The sequence below is a fragment of the Flavobacteriales bacterium genome (assembly GCA_026129465.1).
GTDB lineage: Bacteria > Bacteroidota > Bacteroidia > Flavobacteriales_F > PHOS-HE28 > PHOS-HE28.
Map to the genome: position 1 here is coordinate 1258937 of JAHCIA010000001.1, position 15493 is coordinate 1274429.

At 61.8% G+C, this 15493-nt stretch carries 15 protein-coding genes; 11 read left to right on the top strand and 4 right to left on the bottom strand.

Translation table 11 applies throughout. The features are described from left to right. The first annotated feature begins 35 nt into the window (after positions 1-35). The 3 genes from KIT10_05405 to KIT10_05415 all read left to right on the top strand — a co-directional run bounded on the left by KIT10_05405 (position 36) and on the right by KIT10_05415 (position 2153). Entirely contained in the window at positions 36-524 is a 489-nt protein-coding gene (locus KIT10_05405; GenBank protein ID MCW5898688.1) for a hypothetical protein, read from the top strand. Positions 525-933: 409 nt separating this feature from the next. Further along, positions 934-1377, top strand: a complete 444-nt coding sequence (locus KIT10_05410; GenBank protein MCW5898689.1) for a hypothetical protein — start codon at positions 934-936, stop codon at positions 1375-1377. Beyond that, positions 1374-2153, top strand: a complete 780-nt coding sequence (locus tag KIT10_05415; GenBank protein ID MCW5898690.1) for a DUF1828 domain-containing protein — start codon at positions 1374-1376, stop codon at positions 2151-2153. The genes KIT10_05410 and KIT10_05415 overlap by 4 nt, the downstream gene beginning before the upstream one ends. 103 nt (positions 2154-2256) lie before the next feature. Here KIT10_05415 and KIT10_05420 read toward each other — a convergent pair whose 3' ends face one another. From KIT10_05420 to KIT10_05430, 3 genes are all read right to left on the bottom strand, one after another. Further along, positions 2257-2991 (bottom strand): hypothetical protein, encoded by a 735-nt coding sequence (locus KIT10_05420; GenBank protein ID MCW5898691.1) that lies wholly within the window; start codon positions 2989-2991, stop codon positions 2257-2259. A 264-nt stretch (positions 2992-3255) separates the two neighbouring features. Next, complete coding sequence (locus tag KIT10_05425; GenBank protein MCW5898692.1) at positions 3256-3873, bottom strand: hypothetical protein; 618 nt, start codon at positions 3871-3873, stop codon at positions 3256-3258. 34 nt (positions 3874-3907) lie between these two features. Continuing rightward, positions 3908-6652 (bottom strand): class I SAM-dependent DNA methyltransferase, encoded by a 2745-nt coding sequence (locus KIT10_05430; protein ID MCW5898693.1) that lies wholly within the window; start codon positions 6650-6652, stop codon positions 3908-3910. 805 nt (positions 6653-7457) lie between these two features. Here KIT10_05430 and KIT10_05435 point away from each other — a divergent pair. From KIT10_05435 to KIT10_05465, 7 genes are all read left to right on the top strand, one after another. Continuing rightward, positions 7458-8039 carry a Crp/Fnr family transcriptional regulator gene (locus tag KIT10_05435; GenBank protein ID MCW5898694.1) on the top strand — a complete coding sequence of 194 codons (582 nt, stop codon included), beginning with the start codon at positions 7458-7460 and terminating at the stop codon, positions 8037-8039. 70 nt (positions 8040-8109) lie between these two features. Next, positions 8110-8445 carry a hypothetical protein gene (locus tag KIT10_05440; GenBank protein MCW5898695.1) on the top strand — a complete coding sequence of 112 codons (336 nt, stop codon included), beginning with the start codon at positions 8110-8112 and terminating at the stop codon, positions 8443-8445. Further along, positions 8445-8693 carry a hypothetical protein gene (locus KIT10_05445; protein ID MCW5898696.1) on the top strand — a complete coding sequence of 83 codons (249 nt, stop codon included), beginning with the start codon at positions 8445-8447 and terminating at the stop codon, positions 8691-8693. The genes KIT10_05440 and KIT10_05445 overlap by 1 nt, the downstream gene beginning before the upstream one ends. 11 nt (positions 8694-8704) lie before the next feature. Beyond that, positions 8705-9325 (top strand): HIRAN domain-containing protein, encoded by a 621-nt coding sequence (locus KIT10_05450; GenBank protein MCW5898697.1) that lies wholly within the window; start codon positions 8705-8707, stop codon positions 9323-9325. Positions 9326-10092: 767 nt separating this feature from the next. Beyond that, the gene (locus tag KIT10_05455; GenBank protein MCW5898698.1) at positions 10093-11802 is read left to right on the top strand and encodes a Na/Pi cotransporter family protein; all 1710 of its coding nucleotides are present in this window, start codon (positions 10093-10095) and stop codon (positions 11800-11802) included. Positions 11803-11870: 68 nt separating this feature from the next. Beyond that, positions 11871-12308: a hypothetical protein gene (locus KIT10_05460; protein ID MCW5898699.1), complete on the top strand. Its 438-nt coding sequence runs from the start codon at positions 11871-11873 to the stop codon at positions 12306-12308. A 29-nt stretch (positions 12309-12337) separates the two neighbouring features. Continuing rightward, on the top strand, positions 12338-13846 hold the full coding sequence (locus KIT10_05465; GenBank protein ID MCW5898700.1) for a PrsW family intramembrane metalloprotease: 1509 nt from the start codon (positions 12338-12340) through the stop codon (positions 13844-13846). 15 nt (positions 13847-13861) lie between these two features. Here KIT10_05465 and KIT10_05470 read toward each other — a convergent pair whose 3' ends face one another. Continuing rightward, on the bottom strand, positions 13862-14326 hold the full coding sequence (locus KIT10_05470) for an energy transducer TonB (GenBank protein MCW5898701.1): 465 nt from the start codon (positions 14324-14326) through the stop codon (positions 13862-13864). An 81-nt stretch (positions 14327-14407) separates the two neighbouring features. Here KIT10_05470 and KIT10_05475 point away from each other — a divergent pair, with 81 nt between their 5' ends. Then, positions 14408-15484 carry a hypothetical protein gene (locus KIT10_05475; protein ID MCW5898702.1) on the top strand — a complete coding sequence of 359 codons (1077 nt, stop codon included), beginning with the start codon at positions 14408-14410 and terminating at the stop codon, positions 15482-15484. Positions 15485-15493: the final 9 nt, after the last annotated feature.

Genomic DNA, 15493 nt, shown 5'->3' on the forward strand with positions numbered 1-15493 from the left:
ACACCGCCCATCCAACCCCCTAAAACCCAAAAGACATGATGAACCGTTTGATCACGGCCGCTTTGATATCGGCCACGGCCTTCACCGTGCAGGCCCAGAGCTTGACACCCGCCTCCCAGGAGCGTACCCGCCCCACCCAGGATGCCCAAGTGAAGCAGGAACGCGCCGCAGCGGCCGCCACCGCCACCGATGCGAACAACCAGCCCGTTCAAGCACAGGGCGCAGACCGCATCTCCCGCCTGGTGCAGGAGTTGGGCCTCACCCCGGAACAGGAAAAAGGGCTCCGTGCCGCACAGGAGAAGCGCGACAACCAGATGAACGATCTGCGCAGCACGCCCGGCCTGGACCGCACACAGCAAGGCACCCGTGGCGATGCCATCCTGGCCGAGCATGACGCGCATGTGCGCACCATCCTCACGCCAGAGCAATACGAGAAGTACCAGTCCTCCCTCCGCGTGCGCAGGGTGGAGGCCGCTCCCGAGCAAATGCGCGAACGCCCCGCGGCCGCGCCTGAGAACCGCTGATCGGCCGGGGAATGATACGAACATGGGACGCGCCCTTCTAGGGCGCGTCCTTGTTTCCGGCCATGTCATTCCCCCGCTAACTTGTGCGCCACCTGCCCATGTGGGAACATCTGGACATCTGGCTGCTGCCGTAGTGTTACCGGAATGGGCCTATGCGTTCCCATGCGCGGGGTACCACTTGCCTCCGGAAGTCAGATTCGTGCCTCTGTAGAGCCTGTAGAGGCTTGGGGCAGGGTCCCTTCGTGCCTCAGGAGAGCCTGCGGAGGTTTGAGAGCGCGGGGCGTGGTGCCATGGAAGACGTCTTCAGAGGTCCAGGCTGGCTCGTTATCTTGTCCCAGCGGCATGCGCTGCGCTTTTCGTCATGTCTTTTGATGGGATGACCGATGCTGAGTTGGATCGCCTACGGCGCATGCCGAAGCGGGTGGAGAACCCCCGTGCCCGTGCCCAGCGGTTGGAAGGCCGGGAGCAGTATAACTACACGTTGACCACAGAAGACGGCGAGCACCGCTTTCAGCTCTACACCAGACAGAACATCCGGCCGGGTATGGAAGACAGCTTTTCCTGTGGCCTCAATGTGGTGAAGGCCAATGGCGAAACGCTCACCCTGTGCCGATACAACGGCCCCAGCCACCCGCATCGGAACCATTTGGAGGGCGAAGCGTTCGCGTTCGTTTGCCACATCCACACCGCCACCGAGCGCTACCTGCTGGCAGGGCGGGATGCCGAGACCTTTGCCACCACCACGGAACGGTTCAGAACTTTGCAGGGCGCCCTGCACTGCCTGGTCACCGACTGTGCAGTTTCGGGCTTGGAACCCACACCCGACGAACCCACCTTGTTCCCCGTGCCATGAACACGAACCTCGACCTGTTGCAGGAGAGCCTCTGCAAGGCCATGTGCGCCGAGGTACAGGTGCGGCCCAAGGGCCGGGACTCGGCCATGGTGCTCACGCCCTTCGCCTTTGCCGATGGTGATGCCTACCAGCTCTACCTCACCGAGTTGCCGGGGGGGCTGCTGCGCCTGAGCGACATGGGGCACACCCTCATGCACCTCAGCTACCGCAACGACACGGAGAAGTTCCGCAATGGCACCCGCGCCAAGCTGCTTGAGCGGATCAAGGCGGAGACGGACGTGGCCGAGGATGACGGGGCCTTTTATGTGGACACCACGGCGCAGGAACTTGCGCCTGCCATCTGGCGCCTCTCCAAGGCCTTGGTGCAGGTGAACGACCTCACCTTCCTGAACCGTGAGCGTGCCGAAAGTACCTTCTATGAGGACCTCCACGAGCAGTTGATGCGCCTGGTGCCCGAGGATCAGGTGCAGCGCAATTACATCCATGCGGCGCTGGAGGATGCGGCCAACTACCCCATCGACTACCGCATCGAAGGCAAGCATGCGCCCCTGTTCATCTTCGGCATCGCCAACAAGGACAAGGCCCAGCTTGCCACCATCATCCTGGAGCGCCTCAAGCGCCACAAGGCCGACTACGAGTCGCTGCTCATCTTCGCCGACCAAGGCAGCCTGCCCCGGCCAGTATTGGCCCGCCTGAGCAACGTGGGCGGCGAGCAGATCGCCAGCCTCGACGCCCAGGAGGATATCGAGTGGAAGATCTTGCGGAAGAGAGCGTAAGGGGAGCGGGTGCGCAGGGTCCCTTCGTGCCTCAAGAGAGCCTACAGAGGTTCAGGGTTTTCGTGGGCGGTCCGGTCGTTCAACTTGGCATTGGCCGGTGCGATCAATGGCTGGCCGAAGGGTACTCTCGTGATTCGGGTGACCATACCGAGAGCTCTGTGTTCTGGTCCGACAGGTCCACCACTTGAACATGGCATAGGCTCACCAAGTTGTTCAGCATTCCCGGCCGCACGAAAACGGTCCGCCAACGCCGGCTGTACATCAAGCAGTGCTTCGCCTTTTCGCCGATCCTGATCGATACGGGCGCATGTTCATTGTCCTTGTAACGGAGCACTCCGAAGACCACCAGGTCATCGCGGCTGTGGCCATAACTCGCACGGAACTCTTTCATGCATAGGTACCCCTTCCGTACGTAGCGGTTTCGCACTTCATTCCATGAAGCTTCATCCAGGCCCATGGGATATTCCGGCAAGGCTCGTTCGCCCTCCAGGCTTCGTCTGTAGAAATAGTCGGCGACCGCTTCTTCGTACTCGATCTCCACCGATCGCATCACGCGCTTTTCGACAGCTTCCACATACTGCTTCTTGATCAGGATCAGGTGGTAATTCTCATCGAACAACAGGTACTCCAGACCTGCGCAGGTAGGTCTGTATCCTTTGTAAGGGTCCATAGGGTGCACGGGGTCGTGCCGTTGCATCCAGCCCCATGCGGCAAGTTGATAGAGGCTGGGCGTTAGTCTGCACCTGTCCAACAGATCCACATGTCCCTTCCAAATGAGCTTCAGCCAACGCTCATTGCGGCCCGGAGGGAGTTTGAATTCAAGGATGCGCTTGGTCATGGACTGATGGATCTTCGCGATATCCCTGGATGGAATGATCCGATCGGCGCATACACATTGGCGCCTTGCTTCGTTCGTTGGCTTGCCCTATCCCGTTCCCACCCACCATCTCTACATGTTTCTCGAATAGGAACGCCACCTGCTGCCCCCCTCCTTCTCGAAGCCCTGCTTACCGTAGCACTGGTCCATCGCGCTTCCAACGCTTGCTGGGCTTTCAACGGGTTGGCGCGCATCGTGGCTGAAGAGTGGGTCATGTTCATGTCTTCAGGTGCTCTTCATTTCATCCTGCTTGGACTCGCGCTCGCTTTTCAACGCATCCAGGAAGCGTTCCAAGGCTTCATAGGTGACGATCGCATTGAAGCAGAGGTCGCCATAGCACAGCGGCTCTCGTCCCTTGCCCCCGTCCACATCGAAGGCGGCCGAATCGAAAGTGATACTGAGCCTGACCCTTGGGTCACCGGGATCGCGCTGCAAATGGAACCTCTTCGGACGACCGAGCCGATCCATACGATCGTGGTCCCTATCCTTGGCGGCGTCACCAAGTCTCCACCAGGATTCCTCGTTATAGCCGAAGGGGTCACGCATTTCCAGCGCATTATGGAAGGCACTGGGGTAGCCGAGCACTACGCACCATTGGCCGCCTTCCCGGTCCATCCAACGAACAGGCCATTCCTCATGCAACAGGTCGCGGAACGTCTCATCGAAAGCATCATCCGCAGGTATAAAAAGATGGCCTTCTGGAAAGGTATCATCCCCCTTCATCCAAGGGGCAAAGACCTGGATGCCTCCGCAGGTCAGGCTCAGCATGTAATCGTATCCAAAGGACATAATGTCAAGGAGGGTCAGCTCCATCACATAGGTCCCTAAGTTGAGTTTGGCCATGTTGGTGTGGGCTTGGTTGGCTCGTACACTGTGTTCATCTGCGTTTCGTTCTCCCACCCCCCAACAATCCCCCCACCACCTCCTCATACTTCTCGAACAAGTACGCCACGCGTTCCTCCTCGCTCCCGAAGGCCTTGCTCCGGTAGCACTTGTCCACCGCGCGGTCCAGCGCTTGGTGGGCTTTCACCAGGTTGGCCGGCATGGTGAGCGGGTCGTACAGATCGGCCAGGCTGGCGCCGGGGTGCGCCGCACGCGCGTCCAGCACCCCTTGGGCGGCGGCCTCCACCGCGGAGCGCTGCGCGGGCGTGGGCGACATGGGCCAGGGGAAGTTGTTGTAGACGATCTTGTTCGAGTAGCGATAGCGACTCTCCAAGCGGCCGCATACGGCTCTGATCCAAGCATTGTGCATGGTGCTCTGAAGCACTCCAAAATGGTAAAGCGTACAGCGCGGCACGCACAGGCAGCTATCCGCCACGATGTCCTTCGGACTTTCCCATCCCATCGGAATGAACCTGCGTGTCTCTGATGAATGGCGTGGCACCAGGATGTAGTGTCCCTTCGGTTGCCGGATCTCCCCGAAGAGGGCCGGTGTTTCCGCCAGCTTGCGCGTACCCTCCCGGTTGCTGGCACTCCTGTGGTCGCGGACTGCGTTGACCCGCTCCAATACTTGGGGCATTCCACGCAGTTTGGCCGCCGGGGCATCCACGAGCCAAAGGCACCAACGCGCGTGTCCGTTGAGGAACTCATGTGCGCTCAGGAAGCGCTTCATGTAGGGAGCGGCTGCAGGCTCCTCCTTCAGGAAGGCCTTCTTCTCTTCGTCGGTGAATAGGAAATGGCCGCCATCATTGGGCATGTTCCCGAACACGATCTCCGGCACGTTGCAGATCGGTTTACTGCGGCTGGGGATCAGCACATCGCGCCCGCCCACCAGGTAGGGGTTGATGTTGTCCACCACTTCCACCGTGGCTTCGGCCTTGGGGTCGGCGTAGTGGTACAGCCGCTTCTTCGCTACGTCATGGTCCGCGAAGCCGATGATGACGCAATGCACGGCCGCCACGCCGCGTGCCTCGTTGTTCCAGCGGAAGGTGCGGTGCGCGAAGTGGATCTTGATGCCCTGCGCCAGCAGCGGCCCCCACAGCGCGGCCACTTGCTCGCCCTGGCTGATGCTGTTGGTGCTGACGAAGGCGCAGCGCGTGCGGCCCCTGCCGTGTTGCTGCAGGTAGCGAGCCGCCAGGCCATACCACGCGCACACGAAGTCCAGCACGCCGCTGGTGGGCGTGTGGCCCATGGCGGCGGTGAGCCCCTCGCGCATGGCGGGCGTCATCATCTTGCTGCCCACGAACGGCGGGTTGCCAAGGATGTAGTCGTACGCGCCGCCATCGGGCAGCAGCGAAGCCCAATCGGTGCGCAGCGCATCGGCGTTGCGGATGGTGGCGCTCTTGCGCAGCGGTATGCGCACCATGTACTCCCCAAAGGCCTGGCTCACCTCCTGGTTCATCTGGTGGTCGGTGAGCCACAGGGCCACCTGCGCGATCTGCGCGGGGAAGTCCTCGATCTCGATGCCGTAGAACTGGTCCACGTTCAGGCGCACCAGTTGGTCCACGTTGGTCACCTGCTGGCCGCCTTTCAGCAGCACGCGCACCACCTCCATCTCCAGGCGCCGCAGTTCGCGGTAGGTGATCACCAGGAAGTTGCCGCAACCGCAGGCGGGGTCCAGGAAGCGCAGTTCGCCCAGCTTCTGGTGGAAGCGCACCAACTGGGGCTTGCTCCGCCGGGCGCGGTTGAACTCCTCCCACAGCTCGTCCAGGAAGAGCGGCTGGATGAGCTTGAGGATGTTTGCCTCGCTGGTGTAGTGGGCGCCCAGGTCGCGGCGGGCCCTGGGGTCCATCACGCTTTGGAACAGCGCGCCGAAGATGGCCGGGCTGATGCGGCTCCAGTCCAGTGCGCAGGCCTCCAGCAGGGTGATACGCATGGCCCCGTCCCAGTCGGCCATGGGCAGGCGCTCCTCGAAGAGTTTGCCGTTCACATAGGGAAAGGCGGCGAGGCGTTCGTCCAGGTTGCGGGAGCGCTCCTCCTTTTCGGTATCGAGCACTTGAAAGAGGCGCTCGAGCCTGGGGCCCAGGTCGCTGCCGTCCTCGCTGGTGTGGCCCTCCAGCCAGTCGTAGAAGGCGCCGTTCTCGAAGATGCCCGTGTCGTCCGCGAAGAGGATGAAGAGCAGCCGCACGAGGTACACCTCCAGGGCGTGGCCGGTGTAGCCGTTGGCCTTCAGTTCATCGTGCAACCTGCCCATCAGCTCGGCCGCGCGGATGTTCACCGGGTCCTGTTCGCGCGGGGTGTGGCTCCTGTACCCGCTGATGAAGTCGAAGCGGTCGATGTGCCTGGGCAGGTCGGCCAGCTTCAGCTCGAAGGCTTCGCCGCTCTCCAGGCGGTGCAGGTGGATGCGCGCGAAATCGCTGACGATGATGTATTCGGGCAGTTCGTGGTCCTTCAGCCCGTGCAGGTAGCCGATGGCCTGGCCGTGCGCCTTGCCCAGGTCCTTGCCGCGGCTCTTGTGCTCCACCACCAATTTGCCGGGCCAGTAGAGGTCGATGAAGCCATGTTCCTGGTCCAGCTTCTTCACGATCTGCTCGAAGTAGGACACTCGCCTGCGGTTGACGCCGAACACCTGGAGGAAGCCGTCCCAGAAGCTCTTGGCATCGGCATCCTCGCTGTGGGCGTCGCGCCATTCGTGGGCGAAGGCCGTGGCACGGCGGCGGATCTCGTTCTTGGAGAGTGGCATGTGGAATTACGACAAGAGCGCTGGTATGCCGCTGAAGGCCAAGGATAGTACAAGCCTGATCCATTCCCAAAGCAGGCCAGGTGGTACTTTCCACCTGGTCCGCGGCTGAGCTCCGCGGCTTAGTGTCTTCAAAGCTGCGGGCACATCTTGCACAGCGCATCGGATCGCCACCTTCCGTTTGCCTCCGTCAGGGTAATGCTCCTTGATGAAGATGGTGCCCATGGTCTTGTTCCTATGCGTCATTGGATCGGTGGGTCCCAATACGGGGAGCCCGGGCCAAACCTGCCTTCGAGGGCCAGGGGGAAAAAAGGCAGCCATGCGGCAGAGGGGGTTGGAGTCGGGTTCAAAGGAGTGCAGTAGGGTCCGTACCACTTACGACCATTCCACAAACCGGCGGCAAGCTGCATGAATAGAAAGTAAGAAGTGGGGACAGCTGGCATTTGGCCATGCTCGGGCACCGGCCACAACCGGACCGGCCCTTGGTCGGACCAAGAGCTATACACCTGAATCACCAAGCATCAAAAACTGGGGACAGAGTGTGACCAAATTTTGTAGCACAGCTATTTCTGCACAGGTCCGAAGTGCATCGGCCCTGTATTGACCTCCACTGGGTCCCTTCGTACCTCAGGAGCCCCTGCGCAGGATTGGGCCGGCCGGATACAGGCAGGCTTGAAGGAAGCACGAAAGGCGCGTTTCGAGCATGAGGGTCGAGAAGTAGCCTGATCAAACCCCACACTGTCAGTTGTTCAATGTGCTCACATCATGGCACGCAAATGGTCTTGAGGCCTGCCATATCCAAAGTGGCATGAATGATCTAAGGGAATGGCTGAAGGCCTACACCACGTTACCCGATGATGCCTGGCAAGACCTCGCGGTCGCGCTTTGTGAGCAGCATCTTCCCAAAGGAGCCGATTTCCAGCGGGCGGGTGCCATGGCGGATCGCATCGCCTTCCTGAAGCATGGCGCCCTGTATGCCCGCTATGCCAAGGAATGCGCTCGGCACAGCGTTGCATTCTTCAACCTGCCCGAGGTGAACCGGGTGGTGTGCGACTTGAGTGCCTTTGTGGATAGGAAGCCAGCCTCCATGTGCATCAAGGCCGTCGCGGATTGTGGTCTGTTGGTATTGACCCGCGACCAGCTCTATGGCCTGTACGACAAACATCCTTCCATTGAGCGCCTGGGCCGGAGGATGGCGGAATACAGCTACACCAACGCCATGCTGCGCTTGGCTCGGATGGATATGGGCCGCGCTGAGCGGATCGCGGACCTTCAGGAGCGTCATCCGGAAGTGTTCGGCACCTTTCAAGACCAGCTCATTGCGGACTACCTTGGCATGACCAAGAGTCAGTTCAGTAAGCTGAAAGCAGCCAAGTTGAAGGCAGCATGATTTGTTGTCTTTTGACAACTGGATGTATTGGATGCCCGGGGATCTTTGCCATTACAGAAACCAAACAGCAATGCAACACCAATACCCTCGCCCTACCAAAGTGGACTACAATGGCATCGACGAGATCTCACGCAATCTGAACCGCTTGCTGGGCGACCTGACCGGTCGCACGGTAACCCAACGGACCCAGGACGGTATCTACCGCATCACCAATGGCCAATGGGACCCCTCCGGTGAGATCACGCACACCATCATGGCCGCTACATTGGCTGGCTTGGTATCCCGGAGCAACACCGGTGTACTGCTGGGCTTGGCCGGTCTCTTCTTTCTTGCGGCGGCGTGGCGGGAAGGCGCACATGAAGGCGCTGTGCGCCCGCACCCTATTGCAGGTTATACCTATTTCTGATGACCTATCACGATCTCGCCTTCCATCCCGCACACAACCGCCATTGCCGCCTTCACTTCCATGACGGCAGCAGCGTGAGTGGTGTATTCAGCTCCTACTTTGATGACGAACCGGAGCGGCTGTATTTGGTGCGTTCCAATGACCTTATCGCCTTCAAGCCGCTCATGGAGTCCGGAGATGCCAAAGCCATGCGGCCGTATTGCATCCCGGTGGATCCGGCGTTGGTGAAGGATGTGGAGTTGCTCTAGCTTGTGCCATCGTGCACAGCCGGCACAGCCCTGCCATGGACCGCATCACCTTCCTCCGTTCCCTGCTGGGCAGCACCAGCCTGCTCACGCTGCCACCTTGGGAGCTGCTCCCGCCAGAGGAACAGGACCGCATGGCCTGGACCAAGGAGGCCCACCACATCTTCATCTACGATGCCTTCGTGCGCGGCTTCAGGCACCACCAGGGGCAGCAAGTGCTGGCCCGCATCAATGACCACGACGACCTGGACCTGGTGCGGGAGTACGAAAACCCGCACGACGCCGATGCGGTGGCCATTTACTGGGAGGGCCACAAGCTGGGCTACCTGCCCATGGGGGAGAACCGCATGCTGGCCAACCTGATCGACCACGGCATGCTGCTGGCCGCCTATGTACTGTATACCGCAGCGGATGCGCCGCCTTGGGAGCAGTGCTTTGTAGGCGTGGAACTGCTGCTGCCCGGCAACCCCAGCTTCGATGACTACATCGACCACTACATGGAAAGACCGGATGCGGGCTACAAACTGCACCAACACTACGGCGGTGAGGCATGCCCAGGTCCTACGCGGATCAAAGTGATCGATCCACCTGCCAAAAGAATGGATCCTCTTGATCCAAGGGATCGATCCATCTGACAGAAGAAGGGATCCACTTGATCAAAGGGGTCGATCCATGTGACAGCAGAAGGGATCCACCTGATCAAAGGGGTCGGTCCATTTGCCGGAAGAAGGGATCCAATTGATCAAAGGGATCGATCCATCTGCCGGAATATGGGATCCACCTGATCATGTGTATCGATCCATCTGGCAAAAGAAGGGACCCACTTGATAGGTGATCGATCCATCTGGCAAGAGAAGGGATCCACTTGATCAAAGGGATCGATCCATCTGGCAAGAGAAGGGATCCACTTGATAGGTGATCGATCCATTTGCCGGATGAGCTTGGATTCAGGGCTACCCCGGCAGGCGCTTGCCGGTGGAGCATCCGCATGGCATGTCGAATTGCATCTGGCATGAACAGCACACCAACGAACCGGTCATGGCGGCTTGCTGACATGCCATTGGGGATCAAGGGGCGGGCAGCGCAAACCCTGGTGGGGCAGGCGCGTTGCAGGCCCCGCGCAACGCCCCCGGCCTGGACCGTAGCCAGCAGGGCACACGCGGCGATGCCATCCTCTCCGAACATGATGCCGGGCTGCGCCCGATCATGACGCCGGAGCAGTAGGTGAAATAAAAGTCCTTCTTGCGCATCCGCCGCGTGGAAGGAACCCCTGAACAGCTGTGCAAGGCAGCAGCCGATCGGTGAACCTTGTTCCGGACCACCAGATGCAGGTCGCGCATTTCGCGGCGCGTCCTTGTTTCCGCCCATGTCATTCCCCCGCTAACTTGTGCGCCACCTGCCCATGTGGGAACATCTGGACATCTGGCTGCTGCTCGCCGGGCTGGGCATTTTCCTCTTCGGCATACGGCTCATTGAGGATTCCATCGCCAAACTTGGCGGCCGGAGCTTCAAGCGGCTGGTGCGTGAAGGCACCAGCACGCGCGGCAGGGCCATCGCCACGGGCACTGTGGCCACCGCCCTGCTGCAGAGCAGCTCGGCCGTCACCCTCATGGTGCTCGCTTTCGTGGGGGCGGGCATCGTCACCTTGGAAAGCGGCATCGGCGTGGTGCTGGGCAGCAACATCGGCACCACGGCCACCAGCTGGATCGTGGCCACCATCGGCTTCAAGCTGGATATCGAGCAACTCGCACTGCCCTTCATCGGCGTGGGCGGCCTTGTCCTCATCTTCCTGGGCAAGTCACCACGGTACAGCCAGGTGAGCCACCTGCTGGTGGGCTTCGGGTTCCTCTTCCTGGGCCTGGATCAGATGAAGGACAGTGTATCCGCCTTCGCCGAGGACTTCGACCCCTCCCTGCTCGTGAACGCCAGGCCCTGGGTCTTCCTGCTCATGGGCCTGGTGCTCACCGCCGCGATGCAGAGCAGCTCGGCCACCGTGGCCATACTGCTCACCGCGCTTTACGCCGGGGTATTCGATTTCCGGGAGGGCGCCCTCGCGATCATCGGCAGCAACGTGGGCACCACCATCACGGTCTTCCTCGGGGCGCTGGGCGGCACCGTGGTGAAGAAACGGCTGGCGTGGTCGCACCTCTCCTTCAACACCTTCGCCGCGGTGATCGCGCTGGCAGGGCTCTCCATCTATCTGCGTGCGGTGTCCTTCGTCCTGGGCGAGGGCTTCGACCCGGTGATGGGCCTGGCCCTCTTCCACACCTTGTTCAATCTGGTGGGCGTGCTGGTCTTCCTGCCTTTCGTCACTTGGTTCTCCGGGTGGATCAAGCGCGCGATACCGGAGAAGGAGGAGCAACGCACACGGTTCATTGGCCGCACGGTGCCCGATGTGCCGGAGGCCGCCATCACCGGTGTGCGCAACGAAGTGCGCCAGCTGCTGCTGGAAACGATCGGCTTCCACCTCGATCTGGTCGGTATCGAGAAAAAGCTGGTGCTGCCGGACGGGGCGCAACTGATGGAACAGGAGGACCATGCCACCTACCAGGAACATTACACCGCGCTGAAACTGCTTCAGGCCGACATCATCACCTTCGTCACGCAGGTGGAGAAGCATGAACTCACCGAGGCGGAATCACACGAGTTGAACCGGATGGTACATGCCGCGCGCCTGGCCTTGTACGCGGCCAAGAATCTCAAGGACGTGAAGGGCAACATCGACGGTTTCGAGGACACCAGCGCCTTCCTGGACCGCTTCCATGCCATGCTGCGCAAGCGGATGATGGTCTCCCACATGCGCATCGCGAAGGTGCTGGAGGACGGCGAGCCGCATGATGACGTCACCGAGCTCGCCGCCATCATGCGTGTGCTGGAACAGGCTGATGCGAACGGCATGCGCGAAGTGAACATCGCCGCGCGCGAGGGCCATCTGCGGAGCATCGACCTCAGCACCGCGCAACTGGTGAACCGCGCCATTTCGCGCAGCACGCACGATCTGGCCCTGGCCGCGGCGGAGCTTGTGCTGCCACCCGCGGAATACCACACCTTGGAGCGGATGCAGGAAGTGGAGGAGGCCATCGGTGGTGCGGACGCCCGGCTGGATGCTTGACATTTCTTGGCATTTCGGGATCGAACCTTGCCACAGGCAGCGGGTCGTACAACCAAAACCAAAGGACCATGAAGAACTGGAACAGAATGATGGGGCACCTGCTGGTGGCGGGTTCCCTGTTGGTGGGCACCGCCGCGTTCGCGCAGGACACCTCGAAGCCCATGCACAAGGGCAAGGACTTCGAAACGCGCCTGGCCCGGATGACCGAGCAATTGTCGCTGAGCGAGGACCAGACGGCCAGGATGCGCGCGATCCACGCGGACCATGCGCGGCGCATGGCGGATGTGCGCAAGATGGAGGACGAGGCGGAACGCCAGGCCGCGATGAAGGAATTGCGCAACGCGAAACACGATGCGATGCAGGCCGTGCTAACCCCGGAGCAGAAAGCACGCAAGGAACAGTTGAAGGCCGAGCGCAGGGCCGCGCATGAAAAGGGCGACGGCCAACGCAAGGGCCACCAGCACGGCGGCCACCGGCACAAGGGCGGCAAGCCCGTTGATCGCTGACAGCGGAGGCCCCCGGCTATATTGCCGCCATGTGGGCCCTGCTCCCCTTCATGGCGATGGTGGCCTTGGTGGCCACGCAGTTGCGGCGGGACCATCGCATCGTATCACGCATCCACCGATCCGGCGTGCTTGGTCCTCCCACCAGGCGCGCCGGCCTGGTGTTCGCCCTGCTCATCGTGGTGCCGGTGGTCTTCGTGCGGTACAGCGGACTCGAAGGGATTCTCGCGGGTATCTCCTGGATGGCCATGACGGTCAACGTCGTCGTCTCCTTCCTGATCTCCTACACCTGGTACCGCTACCTCACCTGGCTCGATCCCTTCGCCCATGAGGGATGGGGCTGGGTGCTGGCCACCTTCCTTCTGGGCTGTGTGGTGGTGCCGCTGGTATTCCCGCTGCGCGAAATGGCCGAGAGCGGCCTGGGGCTTCGGCTGGATGGCACACTGTGGAACGACTGGTGGTATTGCTTCATCGCCATCGGCCTCACGGAGGAGATCGTGAAGCTCATACCCCTGGTGGCCATCCTGCTGTTCACCAAGCAGGCCGACGAACCCTTCGACCTGATCCTCTACGGCAGCATCAGCGCGCTGGCCTTCGCCTTTGTGGAGAACGTGGACTACCTGGGCGGATCCGAACTCTTCGCCGTGGGTGGACGAACGCTCTACGCCAGTGTGGCGCACATGTTCTTCACCTCCATTGTGGCCTACGCCATCGCCATCGCCCGGCACCGCGGCCGCTCCACGGTACTCGCTGGTGCCGCGGCCTTGCTGCTGGCCGCCATGGCGCATGGCTTTTACGATCTGTGGCTCATGGCGCCCGACCGCCCCTACCTCATCACCCTGCTTTTCCTGCTGGCCAGCATGCATCTGTGGGTGGCCATGAAGACCAACCTCGTGAACCTCTCGCCACACTACCAGGAACACATGGTGCCGAAGCCCACGATGTTCCGCTACCGCATCATCAATGCGCTGCTGGCGATCTTCCTGTTCACCTATGTGATGAAGTTCCTGCTCACTGATCGCCACGCCGCCCAGGCCTTGCTGCTGGTGCAGGGTGGCACCATGGGCGCCACGCTGCTCTATCTGGCGGTGAGCTTCAGTTCCTTCCGCTTCATACCCGGCTACATCGGCCCGCTGCGCCCCAAAGGCGGCCTGTGGCGCATGCTGCTGCCGGTGACCAACTGGGGCGAGGACCTCACGGGCAGGGAATTGCTGCTGCGGATCCCGGAGAAACGCTCCGATGTGCGGCACTACATGCCGTTGCACCGCATGCTGCCATTGCGCGGCCGATTGCGCCAACGCGTGGTGCTGGGCGATGACCGTGACTGGTACCTCTTCCGGCCCGAGCGGCCCATTCCCTTCGATGGGGCGTTCGGCGAGGCGCTGCTGATCCGCCCGCACGCCACCAACGACACGATCCCCGATGACCGCTACGTGGTGGTGGTGGCGATGGTATTCCGCCATACGCCCATGCTGGCGGCCGGTACCGCGCGTGTTGACGAACTGGAGTTCGCCGGATACGTCCACGGCAAACTGGGCTGATCGGAGGGCCTGAATCTATTGCGGCTGGTCGAAGCGTACATCCACCTCGCGCCACACCTTCACCGGCCTGCCATCCTGCGAGCCAGGCTTCCAGCGTGGCATGGCGCCCACCACGCGCAGGGCTTCCTCATCGCACCCGTATCCCAGTCCACGCTTCACGCGCGTCTCCAGGATCTCGCCCTTCTCCCCCACCACGAATGCCACGCGCACCGCGCCGACCATCTGCGCATCGCGGAATGCCGGCGGCACCCGGGTGTTCTTCGCCAGGTAGCGCTGGATGGCCTTGGCACCACCGGGGAACTCGGGCATGCGCTCCACGCGCAGATACACGCGCGATGTGTCCTCCACCATCTGGGGACCCGGAATGGGCAGGTGGATCTCCGGGCGCATCACTTCACGGCCCTTGCCCGAGGCCTGCTTCAGATCCTTGACGCTCTCCTGGGACAATGCACCAAGTGGTGCGAGCAAAAGAAGGAACATGCATGACCGTGACATGGACGCGAATTTATCGGTGCACAAGGCAAGTACCGGACCGCACCGGAACGCGGGGCCTCCCGGACGATGAGCGGCATCAAGCTGGCGGCGACAAGGCCCGGCTACATTTGGCCCGCGCCCCATGTGGCGCACGAGCCCATGAGCAACGTGTACTACCCCGACTACCTGCAGCTGGACAAGATCCTTGGCGCGCAGGCCCCCGAGAGCGACAAGCTCGGCGTGGAAGCCCATGATGAAATGCTGTTCATCATCGTGCACCAGGCCTATGAGCTCTGGTTCAAACAGGTGCTCCATGAGGTGGGCAGCGTGATCGGCATGTTCGCCGACGGCCATGTGGACGACAACGCCGGGGAACTCTCCATCGCGGTACACCGGTTGGAACGCGTCAAGACCATTCTGGGCCTGCTCGTGCACCAGATGGATGTGCTGGAGACCATGACCCCGCTGGATTTCCTGGACTTCCGCGATCTGCTGCGCCCGGCGAGCGGCTTCCAGAGCATGCAGTTCAAGGTGGTCGAGGCGAAGCTCGGTCTGCGCATGGAGGACCGATTCGGCAGGCAGTACTACACCAGCCAGCTGCGGCCCGAGCACAAGGCGGAGATCGAGGCGCTGGAGCAGGAACCCACCCTGGTGGACCTTGTGAACGGCTGGCTGGAACGCATGCCCTTCCTCGATGCGCGCTATTGGTCCGCCGATGAGGATCCCTTCTTCGATCGGCTGGAGCGCATCTACACCGATACGCTGGTGGCCGGCGAGGAGAAGAACGCCCAACTCTGGCGGAACATCTTCGTGGAAGGTGACACGCCACGCCGGCTCTCCCCCGCGGCCTGCCGCAGCGCGTTGTTCATCATGCTCTATCGCGACGAGCCGCTGCTGCAGATGCCCTTCCGCTTCCTGCAAGTGCTGCTGGACATCGACGCGGGCATGGCCCAATGGCGATCGCGGCACATCGACGTGGTGCACCGCATGATCGGCCTGCGCATGGGCACCGGAGGCAGCACCGGCAGCGGCTACCTCAAGGGCGCCAAGGACAGCCACTACATCTTCAAGGACATCGCCGACCTGAGCAGTTTCCTATTCGAACGCCGCAAGCTGCCGGCCCTGCCGGAAGCGGTGCGGCACGCCGTGCGCTTCCGGTCCTAGCGCCCACGT